At 67.4% G+C, this 23,328-nt stretch carries 23 protein-coding genes; 10 read left to right on the forward strand and 13 right to left on the reverse strand.

Features of this window, described 5'->3' with window-relative positions:
• Window positions 1-16 precede the first annotated feature (16 nt).
• Window positions 17-469 (forward strand): hypothetical protein, encoded by a 453-nt coding sequence (locus tag FV229_RS03785; RefSeq protein WP_246688034.1) that lies wholly within the window; start codon window positions 17-19, stop codon window positions 467-469.
• Between the two features lie 9 nt (window positions 470-478).
• On the opposite strand, the gene FV229_RS03790 is transcribed toward FV229_RS03785, so the two are convergent.
• The 5 genes from FV229_RS03790 to FV229_RS03810 form a co-directional block, all read right to left on the reverse strand.
• Window positions 479-838 carry a hypothetical protein gene (locus tag FV229_RS03790; RefSeq protein ID WP_147750664.1) on the reverse strand — a complete coding sequence of 120 codons (360 nt, stop codon included), beginning with the start codon at window positions 836-838 and terminating at the stop codon, window positions 479-481.
• A 188-nt stretch (window positions 839-1,026) separates the two neighbouring features.
• A complete protein-coding gene (locus FV229_RS03795; protein ID WP_210246581.1) occupies window positions 1,027-1,446 on the reverse strand; it encodes a hypothetical protein in 420 nt (139 codons plus the stop codon).
• Window positions 1,447-1,653: 207 nt separating this feature from the next.
• Complete coding sequence (locus FV229_RS03800) at window positions 1,654-2,280, reverse strand: hypothetical protein (protein WP_147750665.1); 627 nt, start codon at window positions 2,278-2,280, stop codon at window positions 1,654-1,656.
• A gap of 161 nt (window positions 2,281-2,441) precedes the next feature.
• Window positions 2,442-3,122, reverse strand: a complete 681-nt coding sequence (locus FV229_RS03805) for a DNA-directed RNA polymerase (RefSeq protein WP_147750666.1) — start codon at window positions 3,120-3,122, stop codon at window positions 2,442-2,444.
• Entirely contained in the window at window positions 3,119-3,448 is a 330-nt protein-coding gene (locus tag FV229_RS03810) for a hypothetical protein (RefSeq protein ID WP_147750667.1), read from the reverse strand. Before FV229_RS03810 ends, FV229_RS03805 begins: the two co-directional genes overlap by 4 nt.
• 212 nt (window positions 3,449-3,660) lie before the next feature.
• Between FV229_RS03810 and FV229_RS03815 the strand changes: the two genes are divergently transcribed.
• The 6 genes from FV229_RS03815 to FV229_RS03840 all read left to right on the forward strand — a co-directional run bounded on the left by FV229_RS03815 (window position 3,661) and on the right by FV229_RS03840 (window position 11,352).
• The gene (locus tag FV229_RS03815; protein WP_147750668.1) at window positions 3,661-4,395 is read left to right on the forward strand and encodes a hypothetical protein; all 735 of its coding nucleotides are present in this window, start codon (window positions 3,661-3,663) and stop codon (window positions 4,393-4,395) included.
• A gap of 149 nt (window positions 4,396-4,544) precedes the next feature.
• Complete coding sequence (locus tag FV229_RS03820) at window positions 4,545-5,156, forward strand: hypothetical protein (RefSeq protein WP_147750669.1); 612 nt, start codon at window positions 4,545-4,547, stop codon at window positions 5,154-5,156.
• Entirely contained in the window at window positions 5,140-6,519 is a 1,380-nt protein-coding gene (locus FV229_RS03825; protein ID WP_147750670.1) for a hypothetical protein, read from the forward strand. Before FV229_RS03820 ends, FV229_RS03825 begins: the two co-directional genes overlap by 17 nt.
• A gap of 684 nt (window positions 6,520-7,203) precedes the next feature.
• Complete coding sequence (locus FV229_RS03830) at window positions 7,204-9,597, forward strand: glycoside hydrolase family 104 protein (protein WP_147750671.1); 2,394 nt, start codon at window positions 7,204-7,206, stop codon at window positions 9,595-9,597.
• A gap of 24 nt (window positions 9,598-9,621) precedes the next feature.
• Complete coding sequence (locus FV229_RS03835; RefSeq protein WP_147750672.1) at window positions 9,622-9,852, forward strand: hypothetical protein; 231 nt, start codon at window positions 9,622-9,624, stop codon at window positions 9,850-9,852.
• A 183-nt stretch (window positions 9,853-10,035) separates the two neighbouring features.
• Window positions 10,036-11,352 carry an ATP-binding protein gene (locus FV229_RS03840; RefSeq protein ID WP_147750673.1) on the forward strand — a complete coding sequence of 439 codons (1,317 nt, stop codon included), beginning with the start codon at window positions 10,036-10,038 and terminating at the stop codon, window positions 11,350-11,352.
• 43 nt (window positions 11,353-11,395) lie between these two features.
• Here the strand turns inward: FV229_RS03840 and FV229_RS03845 are convergent, their stop codons facing one another.
• From FV229_RS03845 to FV229_RS03870, 6 genes are all read right to left on the reverse strand, one after another.
• Window positions 11,396-11,590: a hypothetical protein gene (locus tag FV229_RS03845; RefSeq protein WP_147750674.1), complete on the reverse strand. Its 195-nt coding sequence runs from the start codon at window positions 11,588-11,590 to the stop codon at window positions 11,396-11,398.
• Window positions 11,591-11,670: 80 nt separating this feature from the next.
• Window positions 11,671-11,865 (reverse strand): NepR family anti-sigma factor, encoded by a 195-nt coding sequence (locus tag FV229_RS03850; protein WP_147750675.1) that lies wholly within the window; start codon window positions 11,863-11,865, stop codon window positions 11,671-11,673.
• Between the two features lie 111 nt (window positions 11,866-11,976).
• Complete coding sequence (locus FV229_RS03855; RefSeq protein WP_147750689.1) at window positions 11,977-12,741, reverse strand: hemerythrin domain-containing protein; 765 nt, start codon at window positions 12,739-12,741, stop codon at window positions 11,977-11,979.
• A 171-nt stretch (window positions 12,742-12,912) separates the two neighbouring features.
• A complete protein-coding gene (locus tag FV229_RS03860) occupies window positions 12,913-13,134 on the reverse strand; it encodes a hypothetical protein (RefSeq protein WP_147750676.1) in 222 nt (73 codons plus the stop codon).
• Between the two features lie 289 nt (window positions 13,135-13,423).
• Window positions 13,424-14,293: a DUF4336 domain-containing protein gene (locus FV229_RS03865; protein WP_246688035.1), complete on the reverse strand. Its 870-nt coding sequence runs from the start codon at window positions 14,291-14,293 to the stop codon at window positions 13,424-13,426.
• A 41-nt stretch (window positions 14,294-14,334) separates the two neighbouring features.
• Entirely contained in the window at window positions 14,335-16,119 is a 1,785-nt protein-coding gene (locus FV229_RS03870; RefSeq protein WP_147750677.1) for a site-specific integrase, read from the reverse strand.
• 602 nt (window positions 16,120-16,721) lie between these two features.
• Between FV229_RS03870 and FV229_RS03875 the strand changes: the two genes are divergently transcribed.
• The 3 genes from FV229_RS03875 (at window position 16,722) to FV229_RS03885 (ending at window position 19,801) form a co-directional block, all read left to right on the forward strand.
• Window positions 16,722-17,531 carry a pentapeptide repeat-containing protein gene (locus FV229_RS03875; RefSeq protein ID WP_246688036.1) on the forward strand — a complete coding sequence of 270 codons (810 nt, stop codon included), beginning with the start codon at window positions 16,722-16,724 and terminating at the stop codon, window positions 17,529-17,531.
• A gap of 38 nt (window positions 17,532-17,569) precedes the next feature.
• Window positions 17,570-19,027, forward strand: a complete 1,458-nt coding sequence (locus tag FV229_RS03880) for a M48 family metalloprotease (RefSeq protein ID WP_246688037.1) — start codon at window positions 17,570-17,572, stop codon at window positions 19,025-19,027.
• Window positions 19,028-19,120: 93 nt separating this feature from the next.
• Window positions 19,121-19,801 carry a glutathione S-transferase N-terminal domain-containing protein gene (locus tag FV229_RS03885; protein WP_147750680.1) on the forward strand — a complete coding sequence of 227 codons (681 nt, stop codon included), beginning with the start codon at window positions 19,121-19,123 and terminating at the stop codon, window positions 19,799-19,801.
• Between the two features lie 197 nt (window positions 19,802-19,998).
• Here FV229_RS03885 and FV229_RS03890 read toward each other — a convergent pair whose 3' ends face one another.
• Window positions 19,999-21,765 (reverse strand): ABC transporter ATP-binding protein, encoded by a 1,767-nt coding sequence (locus FV229_RS03890; protein WP_147750691.1) that lies wholly within the window; start codon window positions 21,763-21,765, stop codon window positions 19,999-20,001.
• Window positions 21,766-22,077: 312 nt separating this feature from the next.
• Window positions 22,078-23,277, reverse strand: coding sequence for an MFS transporter (locus tag FV229_RS03895; RefSeq protein WP_246685512.1), 1,200 nt, complete (start codon window positions 23,275-23,277; stop codon window positions 22,078-22,080).
• Window positions 23,278-23,328 lie beyond the last annotated feature (51 nt).

The following is a 23,328-nucleotide window of genomic DNA, read 5'->3' on the forward strand; positions in this document are numbered from 1 at the left end:
GCTGCGCGAAGTGCCGATGCCCCGCCATAAATTATGTAAAGATTGCGCTGTTTATTTCTGCCTCGTCGCTGTGGTGTTTCGGGTCGGCACTGTACCGGCTTGGGCGGACCCTGATGCCGCCATTAGGGCCAACAACTGGGCAGACCTCCGGGGCGCACTGGCGAAGTGCTGGGCTGTTCCTGAGGGCACGGACGGCTCCCTCCTCGCCTACCGCTTCGGGCTCGACAAGACGGGGGCCATCCGGGGCACCCCGCGCATCATCGCTCGCCAGCTCAAGGGCGATGCGGAGGCACAGCGGCACTACCAGGAGGCGACGGACGCAGCCCTCGCCAAGTGCTTTCCCATCCCGGTCACACCGTCCTTTGGCGCGATCCTCGGGGAGAGCCCGGTCTACCTCCGGTTCGTGAACACGCCGCCAACCGGCACGTACCAGTTCAACAGCAACATCACCCTGTTCGCCCCGAAGTAGGCTGGGCTCCTACGCCCGCCCCTCAGCCTTCGCCATGCTCGCCGGGATGAAGGCGAGGACGACCGCGAGCATCACTCCGAACCAGCACCCAGCGGCCTTGACCGCGAAGTCCCCGAAGCGGCCGTGCCGGGTTAGCTCAAGGGTCTGCATCGCTTCCATCGCTCCGGCAATCAGGACCAGCATTCCCAAAATCTGCCAGCGGCGGCGCGGGTAACCGAAGGCGAACAGGAAGCTCACCGCCGCGTAGGCGCCGAACCGCTCAAGGGAGACCGGGGCATGGCTGATGGGCCGGAGGCCGATGGGCGCGAGAGTCGCGAAGACAACGCCCGCCAGGAGTAGCCAACCGAGGATGCGGGAGGTCTTCATCATGAGGGGTGAGTGCCCGGCTGCCTTGTCGAGACTGAGGCGGAGGCAACGGTTGGGCCATCGGATTGCGTCTTACTCAACAGCGATGCGCCGAGCCAGCTTCGCCATGCCCACTTCAACGATCTCAAGGTCCAAGGCCTCGGGATCGAACGGGCCGCCAGGTCTTCCCAAGCGACCCACTGCTCTGCGGCTTACCAGCCCCGGTATCCGTGCGGCCGGTCGCAATCCCGCTCATAGCCGTACCCGGCGTGGCGGAAGCCGTAGCCCGCGTTGCGATAGCCGTAGCCCTCTGAGCCACCCCCGTAGAAGCGGGCGGGAGGAGGAGCACGATAGGCCGGCGCTTCCTCGTAGTCGTACTCGCGGACCACTCGGGCCGGGCGGTAGGCGACCGCCGGGGGCGCCCCGTAGTTCGGCGCGGGGCGGCCATAGCCATAGCCGTATGACGGGGCCTCATGGGCCTCCGCGACCGCGGCGCCGAGCAGAGCACCCGCGGCGAGGCCTCCGATGACACCGGCAGCGATGGCGCCGCCACCCCGAGCTTCGGCCGCAGTCGTCCCGATGGCGCTCACCGCGACGAGCGCGGCGGCTGTGAGAGTTGCAAACTTCTTCATCGCCCATCCCCTGACACTTGAGGAGGCCGGCATCGTGCGCGGTGCCCGGTCTCTGTGACCCAGCCGGTGGTCTCTGGCTGTGAGGAAGAGATTGGCAGAGCGTGGCTGCACCGAAGCTGAAACAGACTGGCAGCAACCGTTCAGCTTGGGCGTGCGCAGAGCGGAGAGGGCCTACCGGGTGGCGGGCTTGGGATCGACTCGACTCCCTCAACCCCGCAGCAGCAGCGAGAGGTCCGCTCCGCGTGCCTGGAGGCGGCGTGCGGCATAGTCGAGGCCGCCCGTCATGTTTTCGTCGGCCAGCTCCAGCTCCTCCGCGTACCAGCGGACATGCGCGACTAGAGCCGCAGCCCCGTGCCGATCACCGCAGGGCGTTGCCAGCACTGTGTCGGCTGCGGCGTCTGGCGGAAGGCGGAGAGCCCACCACGCATCAAAGCCGAGCACGTCCCTGCCGGGAGCCGCCAGGTAGGCTAGCCACGCTGCCCGGTGCGCCTCGATGGCCGCCAAGATCGGCGCGGAGGAGACTGGCGCCACATCGCCCAGGACCAGCCTCATGTCCGACATGCGGACCCGCGCCAGGGTGACATCGGAGGGGGCCAGCCGGTGCCGGGTCGGGTGCGCTGAGACCGCATCGAGATACCATTCGAGGTGTGCCAGCATGGCGGCGGCCCCTTCACGACTCCCGCACGGCAAGCAGGAGACCTCATCGAAGGCTTCGTCTTCCGCCTCCTCCGCCGGCCATTTCAGCTTCATCCTCTCGGGCTGGTTGGAGGCCTGGAAGTACGCACTGCCCATGAGGAGGGTTGCCCAGGTGTTCCGATGAATCGCGAGGGCCATCCGCAAGGCTAGGGGCGAGTGGTTTGGTCCAGCCGGCGCATGAACCAGGACGGGGAGCGTGTTCGGGGTGGTGTGAGCGATAGGCTGCATCGGGTGATCCTTCGGGTTGGATGGTGGTCTACGAAGAGCGGCGTGGCGCGGGGCCGGCACCGTGCGTGCTGCTATTTGTGGGTGACCGCTCGGAGCATCGTGGAGGCGTCCCCGAGAGACCGTGCTAGTGCTCCTGCGGTCGCCGCGTGGGTCCGGTAAGTCCCGGCGCCGTCATCCTTGACCACCATCTCGGCCTTCACCCGCAGCCCGGCCCACCGCGTCGGCAGGACCCCGCTAGGCAGGCGCACCGGGCTGGTCGGCACGATGTCCACCGGGAGCGCGGACACGTCGTCGGCGCGGAGCGGGATCGGCAGGCGGCTCGACATCCCGAAGCCGGTGGCACGGAAGGCGGCCCACTCCAGCGCGGCGGCCAACGCGGACCAGGGGTCGGCCACGGCAGGCCCGGCCCAATCCAGGGTGGCGAGGGGGTCTTCCGCGATCCGGCGCCAGAGGGCGTCCTGGTTGGTGACCCATTGCATGCGGTCCGCGTAGGGAAGCCCGGCCCGGCCGAAGCAGGCGGCAAGGTGGAGGGCGAGCCACCGTGCGCCCCCGCTGTCCTCGGTGATCGGGAGCCCGACCCGGAACAGGACAAGGCCGCCCACGATGTCCCCGCTGGCGGCCCGGCGCGTGATCGGCAGTGCGCCCGCCCGGAGCAGCGCGGGGCATCGCTTGGGCAACCGCGAGGCCTCCAGGGCGACCGCATGGACCCGGCGGTTGACCTGATCCAGGTTGAGGAGGCGCGTGGCGCTCATTGGTCTGCCGGCCGGGCCCAGGCGGGGCCTGTCGTCTCGGTGCCGAACAGCTCGGGAAGCGCCCTCTCGATGAGGTGCCAAAGCTCATCCAAGACATTGTCCGCCCGGCGTTGAGCCTCGCCTTCCGCAGCGGAGTAGCCCCGGAGCGGCTGGCGGTGCGCCGCCTCGTCGTCGCCCAGGAGGAACATCTGCAACATGTGATCGACCGCAAGCGTGCCGATGCGGTCACGGGTCTCGACAGGAAGGCCCAGCCACGCGGCACGGGCCTCGCTCTGGCCGGGCACCCTGATGCCAGTAGCGAGCGTGAAGGCGGTGGTGGCGTCCATGTGCGCGGCATCGGTCGGCGGGGGATTAGCTCCATGCAGCATAGGGTTAGCTCCAGGTTGTGCCGGCAGGGCCACCCCGCCGACGCGGGTAGGGATCGCAGAGAACCCACTTTCAGGCAAGAGTTACCACCCATCAAAGAGGGATTGTTTTGCGGATTTGAAGCGCCATATATCGGTTGGTAGCAGGAAGCCTTCCTGCTCGAAGGAGCGCCATGGACCCTCAATCGCCTTCCCCCGTCATTGCCCGGATGCCGTTCCGCAGGACCCGAGCGCCGGCTACCGCCTTCGCCAAGGTCGTGGTGTGGTTGAGCCAAGCCACCAAGTTCGCCGCCACGGCGCTGAACGCGGATAAGCCGAATGACAGCCTCTTGCTGGAGGCCCTGGACGAATGGTGGATCGGCTTCGCCGGTCGGCCCGAGATTAGCCAAGACCACTGCCGCAGCGTCGTTCGGGTGACGTTCGACAAGCCCCGCGGCGAGGGACCAACAACCCGCGACTTCGATCCGGCTTTGTTGGCGTTCGCGATGCTGCTCTGCGCACCGGGCGGGCGTCTGGCGTTAGAGGAGCACGGCCCGGGCGGCGGGTACTACTACATCCGCCTCTACATCACCGGGGAACGTCCAGACGGTCAGCGGCGCCGGGTCTACCTTTTGCGTCTCGCGGCCGACACGCCGCCGGACCGGAAGACCAAGGAGCCGACGAACTTCCGCAGCGCTCTGCGCCAGGACCTCGGCACCTATCAGCAGGACCCGGACAACGAGCCGACGATGGCGCTCTACGGCACCTCGGAGGCAAAGCAGGACAGCGTTGACCGGTGGCGAGAGCTTGAGATGGAGCACCCGGGACTCCGGCCGGCTGGGATCGGCGCGGACGACTTCGCGACGCTCCTAAACCTCGCCCACTACCTCCTCCGTCAGCTTCCCCTTGGCCAGGATGCGGCGGCGTGAACCGTCGCGCTGCTACAGCGAGAGCTCGGGGCTTGCGACCCGGCACCGTCGCCCTCCGCGAGCGGACCACCTATCGGGCCGGTGGCTCTCTCCAGGTGTGCGCCGCTCCTGGATGCGGGCGGCCACCGGCTGCCTTGGCGGGGAAGGGCTTGTCCCTCGTGTACTGCCGCCGATGCTGCCAGAGGGCCAACCGGCACGGCTGCCATTGGAAGCGGACATACTCCGCCGCCGTCCTCGACCCGTACCGCAAGGCCGCCGAGCGTTTCCTCAAGGCCCACCCGAACGACATTTGGGTGTTAGCGGCCCTGCACGCCCTGGAATGCCTGATGGCGGACTCGGGGCCCGTGGAGCGGATCGTGGACGTGAACGAGCTGCTAGACCCACCGGCAAAGGCCCGTGCCGCCCTCGCTCGCCTGCGCCGGGCCGGGATCGCACCGAGGCGGCTCCTGGTGAACTACCTCGCCGTCTGCGCCGCCATCGCGGAAGACCCCGTTTCCCCAGGCAGTGAGGCAGCGGAGTACCGGCACGTCCAGGCGGCCAAGGCAGTCTTCCGGTTGGCGAGCGGCTCGCATGTGGTCTACGGGCCAGGGTCACGCTACGACCGCTACCCGCGTTCCGCCGGGTTGGCGCTGCGGCACCTCGGGCTGATGCTGGAGGAGGCGTGCGAGCATGTCCGCGAGGCGCACCTACTGGCCGTCCTCGACCTGAAATCGGCGCTCGCCCTCTCGACACAGGGAGGGCACGATGCTGCTACGGCCTGACTGGCGGAAGGATGCCGCCGATGTGGAGACGATAGGGGCGGTGGTCTCGCAAGCGATTGATACGGCGGAAGGCTCGGGGGACTCACATAATGCTCGTCATGAGCATATGTTTAACCCGTGGCTCACATGCAGTCATCTCATGGTGAAGGTGCTTGGCGATAACATCATCGGCCATTGGACCTACGTTGGCACGCCTCGCCTCCGGCGCATGCGAGAGAAAGACAAACAAAACCGGGATGCCATCGCGAGGGCCGTATTCGCCAACTTGGCGTACGCCGTCGCGCTTGGCATTGAGCCGCCCGAAGTAGGGGTCAGTTTGCGAGCGGCCAAGCAAAAGATCACGCGTTACGACCGCAGGGGCTTTGGCAATCTGCCGGGCGTTATCGATCTTTTGGCCAGCTATGGCGGCTCAATCCTCCTGCTACGTCGGTCTGATCGCAAGGGCATATCCAGCGCAATCTCTACCAACGAGGACTGGGCGGCTGATCTACGGAAGACGAAGATCGGCGTTCATCATTTCGGCCAGGAGCCGGGTCGCGAAACTATCTACCTCGGCAGAGTGGAACGCGATTTTGCCGGCCGCGAGGAAAGCCGAGAGCTGATCGACTACGCCGACACCGACGAGACCCACCGTTACCGGGCGGAGATGGAGGCGATCAACGCCTTCCTCGCTTCATCCGACATCAGCTTGCAGGATCACGAGGGCAAACCTTCACCGACCGGCCTCCCGTTCCTTCGTCGGCACTTCAACCTCCAGCCGGATGACCCCGAAGGAACCGAGCGCTTCGACCTCGGGGGTCGCCTATTCGGGGGCTGGTGGCAGACTCTTCCGAAGGACCAGCGCCATCGCATCCGCATCAAGGGCGAGCCCGTCGCGGACCTGGACTTCAACGCGATGTTCGTGCGGCTCGCGTATCTCCGCGGAGGTCTCACGCCTCCGGCCGGCGATCTCTACGCGGGCCTTCCTGGTCTCCCAGGGGAGCCGTGGCGGGCGGGGGTGAAGAAGGCGGTGCTGGCGATGCTGTTCCGGCGGACGCCCCTCACGCGTGTCCCACGGGGCACCAGCGGCGAGCTTCCTCCAGGCACCTCGGGGCCGCAACTCCGGGCCGCGATCCTCGCTGCGCATCCGGCTTTGGCGCCAGTCTTCGAGACGGGCATCGGGCTTAGCCTGATGTTCACCGAGTCCCAGGTGATCGTGAAGGCGCTCTTGGACCTCGCGGACCAGAAGGTACCGGCGCTGCCGATGCACGATGGTCTGATGGTCGCCCGCTCGAAGGCAGATAAGGTTGCGCGCATCATGAGCTACGCGGCCGAGGCCGTCACCGGTCATCGCCTGCCTATCTCATTGAAATCGCTCTACTAGTTACCTCCCACCTAAAGGGTACCAGGGGTCATTAGGTAGAGCCATTCGATCCTCCCGGCCGCAGCCACCGTTCACGATCAGGGCGGTTCCGCCGGGAGTACGAGGGCGAGGAGTCAAACCTTCCTCTCCTTCCGCAGAGGCCGACCGGGGGTCTGTCCCACCGCTCTCGCGCCCTTTGCCACCCTCGCCGCCATCCACTTAGCGGCCCCGGTCGTGATGCCTTGAGCGCCCACCCGCGCCGGCACCAGGACCTCGCAGACTGAGCGGGATCGGAGGCCACCAGCCCCCGTCCATCACCGCATCATCAACCAACCGAATGGCCCCCGCTGTCCGCACCCAGGACCGTGAAGGGGGAGCCGACTCCGCGCACCAACACAGGACACACCCATGGCACGAGCACCCTTTCGCCCCGTTGAGGAAACCGAGGCCCTCCGCCCAGTCGCATCCCCCGTCGATACCTTCGTCGCCCCGCAGGCCCCCTCCCGCGACTCCGGCCTCCAGGACCTCGCCCGCTCCCTGTCCACCCTCGGGGGCAACCTCGGGTCCTTCGTTGAGAAGAGGGACAAGGACGCGGAGGAGGCGGACAAGCTCCGAGGTGAAGCCGCCTTTCACACCAGCAATCAGCAGGGCTATGCCGAGGGGGTCTCCTCCGGGGTCATCCCGGCCCAGGCCAGTAAGACCTTCGTGGCCGCCTACAAGAAGGCCGAGGGGGAAAACGCGGGGAGCCAGCTAGAGCAGAAGTTCTCCGCCGCCTACGATGCCTTCGAGGGGAAGACCTCCACCGACCCGAAGGTCTACGACCAGTTCGTGGCGGGGTTCCTCAAGGACAACATCAAGACCAACGACCCCGAGATACTGGCGGGTCTCCTTCCCAAGGTCCACCAGCTCACCGCCAACTACCTCCAGCGCCACATCGGAGACACCTCGAAGGCTGTCATGGCGGATGCCGTGCGGCAGTCGGGGGCATTGAACGATCAGGCGATCCAAGACGCCAACTCCGCCGGCCTCGCCCGGAAGGAGGGCACCGACTACGAGGGGGCCTTCAAGACCCTGGAGGCTAACCGAGCGGCAGCCCTCAAGGTCGGGCAGAACGCCGAGGCCCACGACAAGACTGTGATCGACGGGGTGACCTCCTCTTCGGTTAACCTCCGCGATCCCAAGATACTCGACTTCCTCAAGCGGAAGGTCCCCGGCAAGGACTACACCTGGGAGGCCACCCCCTACGGGCGGGACGCCAAGCAGAAGGCCATCGACTCCCTGGAGACCATGGGCCGGAAGTCCATTGCGGACGACGAGCGAGCCCGCAAGGAAGCGAAGTCGGCGGAGAAGGACGAGGTCACCCGTACCCTCATCGGCGCCATCACCAAGGCCCCGAATGCACCCCTCCCGGAGGACCTCCTGGCCCGCGGCGAGAAGGTGGACCCCGACTTCCGGGTCAACGCCATCCGGTGGCGCGACACCATCGGCAAGGGCGGGCAGACCTCCGACAATGAAGCCATGCTCGCGGTCACCACCGACATCCTCAACGGGGGTGGTCTCCGGCGCGTGCAGCGAGCCATCGCGGACGGGGACTTCAAGAACCCCGAGGACATGACGAAGGCCTTCAAGCTGGCCGAGAGCCTGTCCCCGAAGGAGGGCTCCGGGCCGGGGGACGTGCTCAAGGGCGCCTCCGTCAAGACCGTCCTCGACACGATCAAGAGGCGCACGGCCTTGGAGAAGGATACCTCCAAAATCCTCTTCGATGACGGCTCCATGTCGCCCGAGGGTCTCCAGGCTCAGACGGACTTCAAGATCGCCATGTTGCAGTGGCGCACGGCCAACCCGAACGCGGGGCCCATTGAGCAGGAAAAGGCGACCCAAGAGATTGGCGCCGCGTACCTCAAGCGCATCCAGCAGGACGAGCCGATGGGTCCGACCGGCTACAACCGCGAGGGTCTGAGCGGACCCAACGCGTTCGGCTCCACGACCCTTCCGCCCAAGGAGTTGCCCGAGGAAGCCAAGGGGCCAGCACCAGCTCCGAAGGCCCCCGACACTCGCCCTCTGGTGCCCTCCCGCATCCCCGACCCGGACGGCTCGCTCGCGCAGTCTGGTGGGCTCGACAACCCCGCGGGCCCTGCCAAGACGATGCCGCCCGCTCCTCCGGCCTCGCCGCCCTCCACGGCCCCTGATGCCGCCTCTTGGTATCGCGAGCTGCCAGCAGAGACGCAGAAGGCCCTGGAGCTACGGGCGGCCCAGCAGAAGAAGCCCCTCCAGCAGATGATGGAGGAGGTCTACCAACGGGGCGTCCAGGGCGGGGCCATCGTGCCGTCGAAGGTCCCGGGGAAGCAGTCCATGGCGGCCCCGGACGGCACGCCTATCGAGACCGCCAGCGCCACCGCGGCCGGCACAGGGGGAGACATCGAGCGGGCCTTCAAGACGGCGCAGGATGCCCAGCCCGCGCCGAACACCGTTCGCTTAATACAAGAAGCGTTCACGCGGGCGCTGGCGGGCAAGGTCAAGCCGCAGGGCGGGTACTCGTCGGCGGCTCTCAAGGACGATCCGAAGGCCGCACGCATCCTCGACTTCGTCGCGGGGCCGGAGAGCGCCGGGAACTACAACGCCTACTTTGGGAACACGCGCTCCACCAAGGACCTCTCGGCCATGACCTTCGATCAGGTGATGGCGTGGTCGGGCAATCGGGGGACCGCGTCCTCCGCCACCGGGCGGTATCAGTTCATGAAACAGACGCTGGCGGGCTTGAAGACGGAGATGGGTCTCACGGGCGCCGAGCCCTTCACGCCCGCCTTGCAGGATCGGATGGCCCTCCAACTCCTCAACCGGCGGGGCTACTCCGAGTGGCAGGCTGGGCGGATCACCGACGCGGCCTTCGCCAACCGGCTCGCCCTGGAGTGGGCCAGCCTGCCGAACATCACGGCCCAGAACGGCAGGCCGGCGGGGGTCTCCGCGTACGCGGGCGACGGGCTCAACCGCAGCTCGGTCTCCCCGGCGGCGGTCCTCTCGGCCATCACTGGCCGGGTCGGCGGCATGTTCCGGCGCAAGGCCGACACCGAGCGGGCCAGCGACGGGCAGGACCTTTAGGTGGTGGCGGAGGAGAACAGCACTATGAGCAAGACCACCACCACCGAGGACAGTGGCGCCCCTTGGCCGCTCGAAGAGACGGCGGCCAACATCGGGCGGGCCTTCGCGAAAGCCGCAGCACAACGCCCGAAGCCGGCCGAACCGGTGCCTGCGGAGACCGCCCGGCTAGTGGATGAGGCGTTCGGACATGCGGAGGCCATCGCATTGAGTCCGAACGTCCTCCCCTTCGCGAAGCGGGCTCTGCCGCCGGGGTAACGCTAGAACCGTGGACGACGAGCACGAGGCGGGGACTCATCTCTCCGCCTCCACTTCAATGAACCGGTACTGATGGGAGGTGGGCTCCTTCGCCGCATCACGTCCAATCCAGGGAAGCGTTGTCGAGCTACTGTAAAGTCCAGTTTGCTCATATAGGATGGTCGCGCAGGCTCGCGGCGAGAGATGATGATGATTCGGAAGAGGCTGACCGAAATTACCAAATTTGATTTGGACTCCCTTATTGCACGTGGCGCCCAAGAAGACCGGACTTTAGAGTTTAAGCGGGCTCTGTCTGGTCGAGACGGAAACCCTGATCCCTGGATGGCAGGTTCGGGTAAAATCGGTCAAATCGCCAAGCGCGACCTCACGAAGGAAATCATTGCCTTCGCAAACACGGCCGGGGGCACACTGATCCTTGGCATGGACGAGGATGGCGAAAAGCGTGCCTCAGGACTTGTTCCCATTCCTGCCTGCCGCGACTTGGCCGACCGGCTGGGCGCCAGCATAGCCGCGAGCATCGACCCAGCCCTCACGTCCCTTGAAGCTGTTGGCGTCGAGCTTGATGGCCAGAACGGTGTTGTGGTGCTCAGAGTGCCAGCTTCACACAATGCGCCGCACCGAGACCGAGACGAGCGTGAGTGCTATCACAGAATCGGAGATAGGTCTGAGCCGATGTCGATGCGGCAGGTTCAAGACTTGTGTGTTTCAACCTCCAGAAGTACCGATCTGCTGATTGAAACTTTGAACAAGCAAAGCCGTCGCTTCGTCATTCGTCAGCCAGAGGGCCTGATGAAACTTGACGGAAACATGCATGTTTCGGTCATACTGTGCGGCATTAGAGCAGCGGCATACCCGCTCGAACGTATTGCCGTCGATGAGATAAACGAGCATCGCAGATACCAGATGGTCCTGCCAACGCTTCGGAGATTGACGGCACAAAACGCGACCATGCCGGTATTTAGCCCGTCCGACGTTCCGCAATGGCGGCCGATGCTGCGAGGGCTCCAATCGAAGGAGATACCTGAAGAATTTGAAGAGGTTGTGCAGGCGGTTCGTTATGACGGACTGCTAGAAATTACGGCCAAGTGGAAGCAAGCGGTTAGAGAGGGCATGGGTATCGAAGGGCTCGCGCTCCCTGTCCGCAAAGCTTATTGGGTGTTTGCGCATACGATAGTGCGAACTGAGATTTTTAGAGCACTGATTGGCCGCCCTGAGCTAGAGTTTGCTCTCGATTTCGAATGGCGCTTCCCCGGAGGAACTAAAATAGCGTACCCGACAGTGGACGGCTATTCCGGCCTTCGCATAGCTTCTGCATTGGAGCAGGATAATCGCGTAACGGATTTTGAGATGCCGACGCGTGATAAGATCACTGATCTATGGAGGAGACTTTGTAGCGACCTTGCACACTCCTTTGGGATCGAGGGCGTAGAGCCACCGGAACTCGACTTCGAAGCAGCGATCCAAGAGGGCTTGGCAAGGGCGCAAGCAAGTCAACCGTGATGCCATTTTCCTTGCGTCCCCGTCGTCGGGATGGTCCACATAGTCATCCCCGCCAGCCAACCCACCGGGCCATCGCGAACACCGCCACGGCCACCACGGGGAACAGCGCGAGGAAGGCCGCCGCGCCTTGGAGGTCCCGCCCTGCGGTCCCGTCCTCAACGATCACCCGCCGGGCGAGCGCGAGGGTGGGCGTGAAGGTGACCGCGAGGAACACCGCCGTGGCCATCGCTTTCCTCATCGTCCGGTGGGTCTCCTCAGACCGCGAAGCGGCAGGGGCATGGCGAGCGACCAGCGAGCACTACAATGGGCGAAGCCCGCTCATGGCTGCTCCCCGCGATCCACCTCTAACTGCTGCATCAGTTCAGCCAGCCGAGAGTCTAACGGCTCGTCAAGCACAGGGTCATACAAAGCGCGAAGCTCTCGACCAAGTCTTTTGCGTGTCGCTGCCGTGAGGACCGGGGCTGTGAACTTATCGACAGGCGCATCCGATTCGTCGCGTCGGTCACTGCTCATCGTGTTTTCCGCACCGCGACAGGTGCAAGGAACGCTGGAAGCTGAGGCGGGTTCGCAAGACGCCGATCACCAAACCGTGGGCGCCATCAACCTTGATTCGCTGCCCTCTCGCTAGGTGAACCGCTGAGCCGATACTGGGTCGCTCGCGGGGAAGGTCTCCTCAAGCCCATCATCGAGCAACCGCTCCTGGCGATCCCTCCCGATGCTGCTCGTGTCGTGGCCGGCAGGCACGGATGCCGTGGCCGGGTTGGTGCCCCTCTGCCCACCGTTCGACGCCAAGTGACTGCCCGACCGTGAGCGGCTGCTAGACCTGCCGAGATAGCCACCCTGCCAGAGCAGGTACCCGAGGCCGGCTACAGCAGTGCCGACGATAACGCCAAGTCCCATCTCACTTGACACAAGCTCGCCAAATCGATTGGGACGGCGCCCCTTTATGGCCCGCGTCTTGGCCCTGATAAATATGCGAGTCGCATCCCGGACCTCGTCCGCCGAGAGGGCCTTCTGAGCCGCGGGTAGCAGTTCGCGCTTGAGTCGGTGAAGGTGCTGGTCAACGAGGAAGGTCACATCCTCGAAGGTATCGAGCCAGCCTTCGGAGCCCTTCCGGCGATACCGTGTCAGCCCGTTAAGCTGCCGCATGAACTCCCTATGCCCGGCATACAGCTCGGCAGCGAGCTGGCTCGTCTCAGGCCGCTGCGCGAGGGGGCCATACAGGCTGTATTCGATGGCGGAGGCGTGTGCCTCCAGCTCGTCAATCAGCTCGCCGAGGAGCGTCTCGCGGCTTCGCACGACACCGGGTCCGTTCAAGGCCCTCGGTGCCTCATGGATGAGATGCTCGATGTTCGCGTGGTCGCGTCCGATGAGCTGCCAGACATCCATAAGCGGTACTCCCTAAGTTGTACCTCCTAACCGTCTCGCTCTCAGGCTGTTCCTCGGCGTGGTTCTTCGCGGCTGGACTTTACCGAATTGCGTCGGCGTTTACGGATGGCAGACACTTCCGGGGAGGGCCCGGCTGAATAAAGCGCATTACCGGCAGGACCGTTCGGAACTTCAAGCCGAATGCAGCATGCCCCTGAGATGGGCCGGCGACAGGATGAGGCCGTCACTCGTGGTGACCCAAGGCGTCCCGGTGCCTTCGTTGAGCGCCTTGAGGGCTTCATCCAGCGCCTCTCGGAGGCTGGGTAACTCCCTCGGCTCCGCGGCTTTGATGCTCACGTCGCTGGGCCATACCGTCAACGTAGCCGGGCCGGGGACGATTTGCTGATAGCGCATGATACTTCCGGCCGGCGAATTGCCGCCTCGGGATAACCGGCAATCAAAGCATTATAGAGCACGTCTCATGCCAGGAAGGCCCTCCGTGAGAGAGCGGGCTCAAAGCGTTAGCGGGTTCCCTCGAAGGGCTGCCTCCTCCAGTGCCGAAGGCTGGTAGGACGCCTCCCATCTCCAGACCCCTCAGCGCCTCGGGCACTTCGATCCTGGCCAGCTCCTCCGTCTTGGCGTGCAAACCGAAGCCACTCTGATACCTCCCCGCCCAACTCCGCTGCTACCAATATGCCCACGCCTAGCGCCGCCGTCGTCTGCCAACGACGAACACTACAAGCACGCTCACCAAAGCCGCGCCTACCAGCAGGGTAGAAGTTCGCGGCGGGGCAACATGCGATCCGCTGAACTCGGGAAGCCGTCGTTCTAGTCCTGTCGTCCCAAGCAGCCACGAAAGCGAGCGCCGTAGCTGCCTCGTAGCGTCGCGGTTAAACCATTGCCCATGTGTGAAGATGACCCGATCCGGGTTGAACGCGACGAGTCGCCAAGCTGCCTCCTTGGCGGCTCGATGGTTCGTGCGGAGGAGGAGCCGAAGGTAGAGCGGCGCCTTGCCGTCTGGCGCGACAATCCCGAGCAAGCGGGCGAGGGTCCGGGGGCCAACCGGTAGGAGGTCGCCCTCGAGGTTGATGACGAGGTCCGTGAGGAGGAGTGTCCGGCTCGGCCGATGGAAGAGACAGACCTCCTTGAACACAGGGCCCGTGACCAGCACTTGGTCAATCTCATCCGCCCAGACGCGAGGCGGCCGGTCCGTCAGCTCCGCATCGATCCGAACACCCGAGCGCCGAACCTGTCCCCGATCCGCGAGCCCCGGCACCGCCCAGGTAACTGCGTTCGGACAAGCCGCCTGCCAGTCGCGAAGGAACATCCAGTGGCCGACACTCGGGGCCACGAAGTGCTCGATGCGGCCCAGCGCCTCCAAAGCCCGCTGTAGACTCGGTCGGTACGGAATGGGCGAATGCAGAAGCAGCTCACCTCCTGCCAGCCGGAGCACCGTCATGCGGATGGGCAGCGGTATGCCGCCCGCGTGAACCGGCGCGGCGTCCACGATCCAGACACCATCGGCAACCTGCTTTGGTGTGTTGAGCGGCGGGTAGCTGATGTGGTCGGTCACGCCGTGCCCTCCTGTTCGCTCCCCGCCAGACTCAGGGAACCTCAGGGGCGGGCGTTCGGGTCCCACCTCAGCCCCCGCACCGCCTCGGGCGCCTCGATCCGGGCTATCTCCTCCGCCAGGGCCCTCAACCCGAAGCCGCTCCCGTAGCTTCGCCCAACGCCACCGCTGCCCGTGTGCCCAGTGAGCGCATCATGCACTTCCTCACCGAGCCGCGCATCACGGGCCATCCGCTTGAAGGTATGCCGGAAGCTATGGAAGACCTTCGTGCGGTCCTCGATGCCCGCCGTCTCTCGCAGGAACCGGGTGAACCACTTCGACCACGCACCGGCCGGCTGTGCTACGCGATCCACGTTCATGGCGGGCCATAGGGAAGCCGTAGGCCCCGCACCAGCGTCCACTAAGCTCTGGCGGTAGCTGAGAAGGCCGATGCCCTCCAAGGCAGGGTGAAGCGGCACCTTGCGGCGGGAGGAGGTCGTCTTGATGTTCCGGCCGCCCTCCGTTCCGATGGCGATGTGCCAGACCCCCGTCTCCTCATCCTGCGCGAGGTCGGCCACCCGGAGCTGCGCTAGCTCACCTTGCCGGGCCCCCGAGAGCAGGGCGAGGACGGGCAGCCAAAAGGCAGCCTCTCCGCCGCCGCCGATGGGCCGCTTGCCGCTGGTGAAGACCTCCGCCCCGAAGATGTGGGCGAGGTCGGCGCGGGAGAACGGCTGCCTTGCCTCCTCCGCCCGTTCCTCGACCACGAGCTTGGCGCCCTTACCGAAGGGATTGCGGAAGGCCGGCACTGCATCGAGCTTCCCGGCCGCCTCGGCGTGGCTCACGATGGCCGAGAGGATGTTGAGGGACTTGTTGATCGTTGAGGCGTGGGCCGCCGGGTAGGCCTTGAGGTCCCGCTTGAGCAGTTCGCGGAGCGGCAGGCGGCGGAGGTTCTCCGGGAGCCGGGTGGGCATGGTCGCCAGGGCATCGCGGAACGTCCTTGCCATCTCGCGGGTGAGAGAGCCGATGCGAATATCGCCCACCCACTCCGTGAGGCGCCGAACCGCGTGGTCGGCTTCGAGCAATGTCTTCGCGGCCGGCTTCCGGCTGCCCCGGGCCCCGCTCCCCGCCTTCCAAGCCTCATAGGCCTCGGACAGCTTTGGACCCTGGCCGGCACTCGGCGCAGGGGTGGGCACGACCTCGCCGCGTTGGCGCTCCAGCCTCAGACCGTAGCCGCGGACGTGGGCCTTGAGGACCGCTAGGCCGGCCTCGTGGTACTCCTCCGAGGCCGGGTCTATCGGTACGTTTTTCCCCCTAAGGTACGCGCGGGTTTCCGCATCCACCGCCGCCGGCTCAGACCGGGAGAGCGCAATGCGGTATCGCGCCAGCTCCTCCTGTAGCTCCAGCCCAAGGACGTGCGCGTAGTCCTCTCCGATCCCGCGCCGGCCGTGCGGAACAGCATCGAGGTCCGGCCACTGTCGCCGCTCCTCAGCTGTCTGATGGTGCCGCCGAGCATCCCCGTGAAGCCGCTCCGCCTCGTCGTCAGCAAGCAGGCTCGCGAGCACGTCCCGCTCGATTTCCTCTAGCAGCGGCATCAGGGAGCGATGCGGGGGAGGGGGCAGTGCTTCGCCACGCTGGGCTCGCTCCGCCGCCTCGAAGTCCGCCATGCAGTCCCGCAAGGCCCGCGCCCCCGCCTGCTTGGCGGCTGCCGGGAGCTTGGTCTTTAGGCTCTTCGTCCACGCCGTCTTGCCGGTCCACGGGGCGGGCATGAAGGGGCGCAAGGCCACGGGGATGGGCCGGCGGAAGTAGTAGGTGCAGTGGCGGTCGCGGACGAGATACGACATCAGGGCCATGGCGTTTGCATCACCGGAGTGTAGGACCGGCGTCTGCTAAGGCACTGATATCGGCAGAGTTTCAGGCCAATCAAGGCCTTAGATGGCTGTGGCGTCCCCGGCAGGGCTCGAACCTGCGACCCCAGGTTTCATACCACTTCGGCTTTCGCCGCCGCGGGCGGGTGCCCGCGTTCGTGGCCTGGACTATCCCTTCGCCGTAGGCGCCCGAAGGCGCCCTTAGGTGCCGCCCGTCTAGTCTCTACACCTTCCCGTGCATGGCACTGCGCGGGCTTGGCTCGGGATCGGCAGGGTTCCGGCGACCTGAATCGCCGGGACCGGAAGCGTTCCCCGAATTTGAGCGGATCCGCCGCGCGGTTTCCCGATGCGGCGCCCAATTTGCGTTTAGGAAACCTGTGCTCTGTCCAGCTGAGCTACGGAGACGTACCGATCGTTTGTACCATCGTCGCAGCGCGAGTCCACCCGGAACCCAAAGCGGCCATGGCGGCAGACCTGTTGCCGGCCTGCGCTGGGCGGAGCGGCCCGATCCGGGGCATGCTGTCCTTAGGGATTCGCGGTGTTCCGATTGGGGCGCGGGAGGCGGGGCGATGGGAAGGACGGGGCGGATGCTCGTGGGCGTGGCCTGCGCCACGATCCTCGGCGCCCGCTCCTGCGCCTCGGCGGCACCGCGATCCGGGGCTGGCGAATGCGTCGCGGGGGCGGCGCGGGCCGACGCCCTGTCCGCGGTCGAGCCCCGCGGCGAGCTCGTGCTTGCCTCCGGCGCCCGTGCGGTGCTCGGGTCCCTGCGCTGGCCCGACGACCCGGAGGTCGCCAAAGCCGCGGCCGACCGGCTGACGGCTCGGCGCGGCGGCACGCTCACCGTCGTCGCCCGCGGCGAGGCCGACCGCTGGGGACGCGTGCGGATCGACGCGGTGGCGGAGGATGACGGGATCGACCTCGCCGGCGACCTCGTCGGCGCGGGGTTGGGTTTGGTGGACGCCGGCGAGGGCGACGCCCTATGCCGCCCGGGACTGCTCGCGGTCGAGGAGACCGCGCGGCGTGCCGGGCTCGGGCTCTGGCGCCGTCCGCCGATCGAGGCCGGGGACGGTGCGGCCCTGCGGGCGGTGGCGGGCCGGTTCGCGGTGGTCCAGGGCACGATCCGCCACGTCGGCGAACGCCCGAGCCGGAGCTACCTCGACTTCGCGGGGCGGGGCGAGGACGGGCTCACGGTCACAGTGTCGAAACGCACTTGGCGCAGGATGCGCGAACATGGTTTGAGTGCGGATCGGCTCAAGGATGCGCGGGTGCGGGTGCGCGGGGTCGTCGAGATCCGTCGCGGGCCGACCCTCGAGGTCGCGGTGCCGGAGACGATCGAAGTGCTGGAGGCGCCGACGGCGGTCGCCGGCGTGGACGGGGAGCGGGCGCTGCGGCGCTGAACGGCATGATGGACGGCAGGACGCAGGGCAGAACGGAGATGCGGCGGGGCGGAGCGGCGGCGCGCCGGCCGCTGGCGCTCGCGCTGCTACTCGCGCTCTCGGCCTGCGCCGGCGAGCAGACCGGCTCGGTGCTGGTCCCTGCCGTCGTCGCCGTGCCCCCGGAGGCGCCGCGCACCACCGGCCGCCCGGCCAACGTCACCGATGCCGACCACACCAAGCTCGTCGCCTCCTTCGGCGGGGAATACCGTGCGCCCGCGATCCTGCGCCTGCTCACCGAGGTGACCGACCGCCTCGTCGCGGCGAGCGACCGGCCCGACCAGACCTACGTGGTGACGCTGCTCGATTCGCCCGTGGTCAACGCCTTCGCCCTGCCGAGCGGCCGCCTCTACGTCACCCGCGGCCTGGTGGCGCTGGCGAGCGACACCTCGGAGATCGCGGCGGTGCTCGCCCACGAGATCGCGCACGTGACGCTGAACCACGCGACCGCGCGGACCGAACTCGAGCTGCGCTCGCAGCTCGTCAGCCGCGTGGTCGCCGACGTGCTGAACGATCCCGCCACCGGCGCGCAGCTGCAGAGCCAGTCGCGCTTCGCCCTCGCCCGCTTCTCCCGCGAGCAGGAGCTGGAGGCCGACGCCGCCGGTGTGCGCACGCTGGCGAAGGCCGGCTACGACCCCTACGGCGCCGGCCGCTTCCTCACGGCGCTCAACCGGACGCTGGCGCTGAAGGCCGGCGGCGGCACCGCGGCCGAGCCCGACATGCTCGCGACCCATCCGGGCACCACCGAGCGCATCGGCCTCGTCACCCGCGCCGCGCGGCGCACCGGCGCGCCCGGCATCGGCGTCGACGACCGGGCCGTCTACCTCGCGGCGGTCGACGGTCTCGCCTACGGCGACAACCCCGGCGAGGGCGCGGTGCGCGGGCACCGCTTCGTGCATCCGAGCCTCGGCATCGCCTTCGAGGTTCCGGACGGCTTCTCGATCGAGAACACCCGCAACGCGGTGCTCGGCACCACCAACGAGGGCAGCCGGCGCCTGCTGTTCGACCAGGTCGAGGCCAAGGACGGCCAGGGCCTCGACGCCATCCTCAAGGCGACGTGGAACGACGCGATCGACCCGGCCTCGATCGAGGTGGCGCCGATCGCCGGCCACCCGGCGGCGACCGCCCTGTCGCGTGGCAAGGACTGGACCTTCCGGCTCGCCGCGATCCGCGTCGGCGAGACCACCTTCCGCCTGATCATGGCGGCCAAAGGCGCGACCGACCCCGACCCGGCCTTCCGCCGCTGGACCGCGAGCCTCGCTTCGGTCTCCGCAGCCGAGACCGCCTCGCTGAAGCCCCTGCGCCTGCAGGTCGTCGCCGCCGCGTCTTCGAGCGCCGAGGACCTCGCCCGCCGCATGGCGGTGCCCGACAGGGCGCTGGATCGGTTCCTGGTGCTCAACGGCCTCGAGCGCGGGGTGCCGCTGAAACCGGGCCAGAGCTACAAGGTGGTGGTGGAGTAGGCGGGCGCGCGCCGATCGGGGCGTCGAGGCCTTGCAACCGATACGCCCTTCGCGCGAAGCCCCGGTCGGGGCCACATGCAGGACGCGCACGCCATGATCCGCTTCTACTACAACCTCTCGCCGAACCCGATGAAGGTCGCCCTCTGCCTGGAGGAGACCGGCCTCGCCTACGAACCGATTCCGGTCGACACCCGCCGGGGCGAGCAGTTCGCGGAGACCTACGCCGCGATCAACCCGAACGCGAAAGTGCCCGCGATCGTCGACGGCGACGCGACGGTGTTCGATTCGAACGCGATCCTGCTGCATCTGGCCGAGAAGGCCGGGGCTTTCCTGCCACACGGCGAGGCGGCGCGGGGCGAGATGCTGTCGTGGCTGATGTTCGTCGCCACCGGCATCGGGCCGTTCTCGGGCCAGTGCGTGCACTTCCGTCACTTCGCCCCCGAGGCCGAGCGGACGGGCTACGCCGCCGAGCGCTACGTGTTCGAGGCGCGGCGCCATTGGAGCGTACTCGACGCGCATCTTTCCGGCCGCAGCTTCGTGCTGGCCGAGTACGGCATCGTCGACATGGCGGTGTGGGGCTGGGCGCGGATGCTGCCCTTCATCCTCGGCGAGGACGCGATCCTCGAATTCCCCAACGTGAAACGGCTGCTCGACACGGTAAGCGCCCGCCCCGCTGCGCAGAAGGCGGAAAGCCTCAAGGGCCGCCACGCGTTCAAGGCCGAACTCGACGACGAGGCCCGGCGCTTCATGTTCCGGTCGATGAAGGTGATCTGAGGAAAAACCTTATCCTGACCTCGCCCTCATCCTGAGGTGCCCGCCCCGGCGGGCCTCGAAGGAGGGGGCCAGGGATCGCGGTGAAGTCTGGAAGGCTCCTTCGAGGCCTTCGCTTCGCTGCGGCGCCTCAGGATGAGGTCGCGGGGTGAATGGGCTCGTCTGATCGATGCGCCCCGACGGGCGACGGGGTGACGGGGCTACGCCGCCACCAACGCGCCCATCGACATCGATTCCTTCTTCATCAGCTCGCGATAGAACCCGTCGAGGTGGGTGAGCTTGTCCGGCGAGCCGTCCTGGATGATGCGACCACCCTCAAGCACCACGATCCGGTCGAAGTCCTTGAGGGTCGAGAGCCGGTGCGCGATGGCGATGACGGTGCGGCCCTTCATCAGGTTGGCGAGCGCGTGGCGGATCGCCTCCTCCGATTCGGCGTCGAGCGCCGAGGTCGCCTCGTCGAGGAGCAGGATCGGCGAGTCCTTGAGGATGGCGCGGGCGATCGCGATGCGCTGGCGCTGGCCGCCAGAGAGCTTGACGCCGCGGTCGCCGACGATGGTGTCGAACCCCTCCGGTAGGGCGTTGATGAAGTCGGTGCAGTGGGCGGCGTCGGCCGCCTTCCACACGTCCTCGTCCGAGGCTTCCGGCCGGCCGTAGCGGATGTTCTCGCGAAGCGTGCGGTGGAACATCGACACGTCCTGCGGCACGACCGTGATCGCCTCGCGCAGGGATTCCTGCGTCACCCGGTCGATGTCGTGCCCGTTGATCAGGATCTTGCCGCCCTTGGCCTCGTAGAAGCGCTGGATCAGCGAGAACAGGGTCGACTTGCCGCCGCCCGACTTGCCGACGAGGCCGACGCGCTGGCCGGGCTCGAGCACGAGGTCGAAGTCGGTGAAGACCGAGCGCCCGTCCGGGTAGGCGAAGGCGACGTGCTGGAACTCGATGCGCGCGCCGGACCCTGAGAGCGGCACGGCCTCGGGATGGTCGATCAGGTCGTGCGGCTGCAGCAGGGTGTGCAGCGCCTCCGAGAGGCGGGCGGTGTGCTGTGTCGCGTCGACCAGCGCCACGGCGAGGTCGCGGGTGGCGGCGAGGATGCGGATGCCGAGGGTGCAGACGAGCACCACCTGGCCGTTGGTCGCTTGGCCCGCCTCCCACATGGTGATCGCCCAGTAGAGCAGGCCGAGCACCGCGAGCACGGTGAGGATCGCGTGCACGATCCGGAGCTTCTCGAGGTAGAGCAGCGAGGAGCGGCGTGCGCGCATCTCCTTGGCGATGGTGCCCTCGAAGCGCACGCCCTCGCGCTTGAACGCCGAGAAGGCGCGGACGAGCGGCATGTTGCCGACGAGGTCCACCATCTCGCCGTCGACGCTGGCGGCCTTGGAGGCGAAGTCGTGGTGCAGCGGCTTTCCGGCCGCCGCCATCTTGAACATCAGCACCACGACGGCGGCGAAGATGCCGGCCAGCACGAGCGCCATCGTGAGGTTGACGCTGCCGATGTAGAGGATCGAGCCGAAGGCCGCGACGCAGGGCGGCATCACGTTGAACACGAACATGTTCTCGACCGTGAAGATCGCGTTCGAGGTCGCGGTGATGCGCGAGGCCAGGGTACCCGGCTGCCGGTCGGCGAAGAAGCTCGGCGAATGCCCGGTCATGTGCCGGAACAGGTCGCGGCGGATGTCGCCGGTGACGCCGACGAAGGTGAAGGACCCGACGAGCGAGGCCACGCGCCAGAGCATGTTGTCGGCGGCGATGAAGGCGATGAGGATCGCGAGCGCCCCCCAGATCAGGTGCGCGTCGGGTCCCTTGCTCAGCGCGTCGACGACGCCCTTCAGCGCGTAGTCGGTCGAGACCGAGAACCCGACGGCGCCGAGCACCGCGACCAAGATCACGGCGTGCGGCAGGGCCCGGCGCCGGAGGTAGCGGCCGACGAAGGCGAAGGGCCGGTCGGCGTATTGGCAGAGGTCTTCCATCGCGATGAGCATCTCGATTTCAGGCGACGCGGAGGGCCGGCGGAACGGGGAGGGGCGAAGGGGCGGACAAGCGTGCGAACGAAGCAATGGAGAAGGGTGCGAACGGAGGGGCGGGCGACACGGTGTACGCGTTGGCGGACGGCACGGCGACGAGACGCGAATAAAAATCAGCGCCGGCGGGGCAACGCAACAGCCTCGTCGACCGTTGCGTGAGCCCCATCCTACGCCGCGCTTTTATCCCGCGAACCTGAACGGCGTTTGACCGGCATGCGAATCCGGTGCCGGACGCCGTTGCGCCCCACGCATCGACCCTCATCGCGCCGCCTCGCGCCGGGTCTCGGGCATGATCAGCGCCACCAGCGCGAAGGCGGCTGCGCCCACCACTGCGAGCCCGAGGAAGGCGGTGTGGCTGCCGAGCCGGTCGGCGAGGATCCCCGCGAGCGAGGTCGAGAGCGCGGCGCCGATCCCCATGGCGGTGCCGACGGCGCCCAATGCGAGGTTGAAGCGGCCGGTGCCGCGGGTGAGGTCGGAGACCACGAGCGGCACCATGACCCCGAGAACCGCGGCCGAGACGCCGTCGAACACCTGGATCGCCACCAGCAGGTACGGGTTGTCTGTGTAGGCGAAGAGCAGGCCGCGAATGGGAAGCGCGGCGAAGCCCGCGAGCAGCACCGGGTAGCGGCCGAAGCGCTCGGCCGCGCGGCCGACGGCGGGGGCCAGCACCGCCAGCACCGCCTGCGGGACCATGATGCAGGCGGCCACCAGCGCGGTCGCGGTCTCGCTCGCCCGCAGGGTCAGCACGCTGCCGACGAGCGGCAGCATCGCGGCGTTGGCCAGGAAGAACAGCGTCATGCAGGCGGCGAAGCTGAGAAGCGCGCGGTTGGTGAGCAGCGCCCGCACGCCGCCGGATGCGGCGTCCGCGGGGCGTGCCTCGGGTTCCTGCGTGCGCACGCCGGCATCGATCTCCTCGGCACGGATGGCGGAGAGCGCCATGATCGTCGGCACCACCAGGGCGGCGGTGAGATAGAACACCGCGTCGTTCGACAGGTAGTACCCGCAGGCGCCCATGCCGGCAGCCGCCACCGCGTTGCCCATCGCCTGGAAGCTGGCGTTGCGCCCGAGGCGCTCGCCGGCACGGGCATGGCCGACGAGGCCGATGCTGATCGCGGCGATCGCGGGCGTCAGAATGCAGCTCGCCGCGGAATGAACCGCCATCGCCAAAAGGACGATCAGGAAGTTCGGCCACAGGGCTAGTGCCAGCGCGCTCGCCGAGATCGCAGCCACCGAGACGCCGGCGGCGAAGCGCTTCGAGCGCATCGCGTCGACGAAGGCGCCGCCGGGCACCTGGCCGAGCAGGCTGACGAGGCTGCCGACGGTGAGCGCGAAGCCGATGTCGGACTGGGTCCACTTCGATTGCGTGAAGTACACCGCCAGAAACGGCCCGAACCCGGTCTGCAGGTTGGCGACGAAGAAGGCGAAGAGGTCAAGGCCGCGCCGGCTCGCCCGCGACAGGCCGTCCGCACCGGACGCCGCGGGCGCCGGCTCGACGGCCGCCTCGCGCAG

This window comes from Methylobacterium sp. WL120, assembly GCF_008039465.1.
GTDB classification, from domain to species: Bacteria; Pseudomonadota; Alphaproteobacteria; order Rhizobiales; family Beijerinckiaceae; genus Methylobacterium; species Methylobacterium cerastii.

Coding starts and splice junctions, on each gene's coding strand:
- FV229_RS03785 (WP_246688034.1), top strand. CDS start 17: ATGCCCCGCCATAAATTATGTAAAGATTGCGCTGTTTATTTCTGCCTC.
- FV229_RS03790 (WP_147750664.1), bottom strand. CDS start 838: ATGATGAAGACCTCCCGCATCCTCGGTTGGCTACTCCTGGCGGGCGTT.
- FV229_RS03795 (WP_210246581.1), bottom strand. CDS start 1,446: ATGAAGAAGTTTGCAACTCTCACAGCCGCCGCGCTCGTCGCGGTGAGC.
- FV229_RS03800 (WP_147750665.1), bottom strand. CDS start 2,280: ATGGCCCTCGCGATTCATCGGAACACCTGGGCAACCCTCCTCATGGGC.
- FV229_RS03805 (WP_147750666.1), bottom strand. CDS start 3,122: ATGAGCGCCACGCGCCTCCTCAACCTGGATCAGGTCAACCGCCGGGTC.
- FV229_RS03810 (WP_147750667.1), bottom strand. CDS start 3,448: ATGGACGCCACCACCGCCTTCACGCTCGCTACTGGCATCAGGGTGCCC.
- FV229_RS03815 (WP_147750668.1), top strand. CDS start 3,661: ATGGACCCTCAATCGCCTTCCCCCGTCATTGCCCGGATGCCGTTCCGC.
- FV229_RS03825 (WP_147750670.1), top strand. CDS start 5,140: ATGCTGCTACGGCCTGACTGGCGGAAGGATGCCGCCGATGTGGAGACG.
- FV229_RS03835 (WP_147750672.1), top strand. CDS start 9,622: ATGAGCAAGACCACCACCACCGAGGACAGTGGCGCCCCTTGGCCGCTC.
- FV229_RS03840 (WP_147750673.1), top strand. CDS start 10,036: ATGATGATGATTCGGAAGAGGCTGACCGAAATTACCAAATTTGATTTG.
- FV229_RS03845 (WP_147750674.1), bottom strand. CDS start 11,590: ATGAGGAAAGCGATGGCCACGGCGGTGTTCCTCGCGGTCACCTTCACG.
- FV229_RS03850 (WP_147750675.1), bottom strand. CDS start 11,865: ATGAGCAGTGACCGACGCGACGAATCGGATGCGCCTGTCGATAAGTTC.
- FV229_RS03855 (WP_147750689.1), bottom strand. CDS start 12,741: ATGGATGTCTGGCAGCTCATCGGACGCGACCACGCGAACATCGAGCAT.
- FV229_RS03860 (WP_147750676.1), bottom strand. CDS start 13,134: ATGCGCTATCAGCAAATCGTCCCCGGCCCGGCTACGTTGACGGTATGG.
- FV229_RS03870 (WP_147750677.1), bottom strand. CDS start 16,119: ATGGCCCTGATGTCGTATCTCGTCCGCGACCGCCACTGCACCTACTAC.
- FV229_RS03875 (WP_246688036.1), top strand. CDS start 16,722: ATGCTCGTGGGCGTGGCCTGCGCCACGATCCTCGGCGCCCGCTCCTGC.
- FV229_RS03880 (WP_246688037.1), top strand. CDS start 17,570: ATGCGGCGGGGCGGAGCGGCGGCGCGCCGGCCGCTGGCGCTCGCGCTG.
- FV229_RS03885 (WP_147750680.1), top strand. CDS start 19,121: ATGATCCGCTTCTACTACAACCTCTCGCCGAACCCGATGAAGGTCGCC.
- FV229_RS03890 (WP_147750691.1), bottom strand. CDS start 21,765: ATGGAAGACCTCTGCCAATACGCCGACCGGCCCTTCGCCTTCGTCGGC.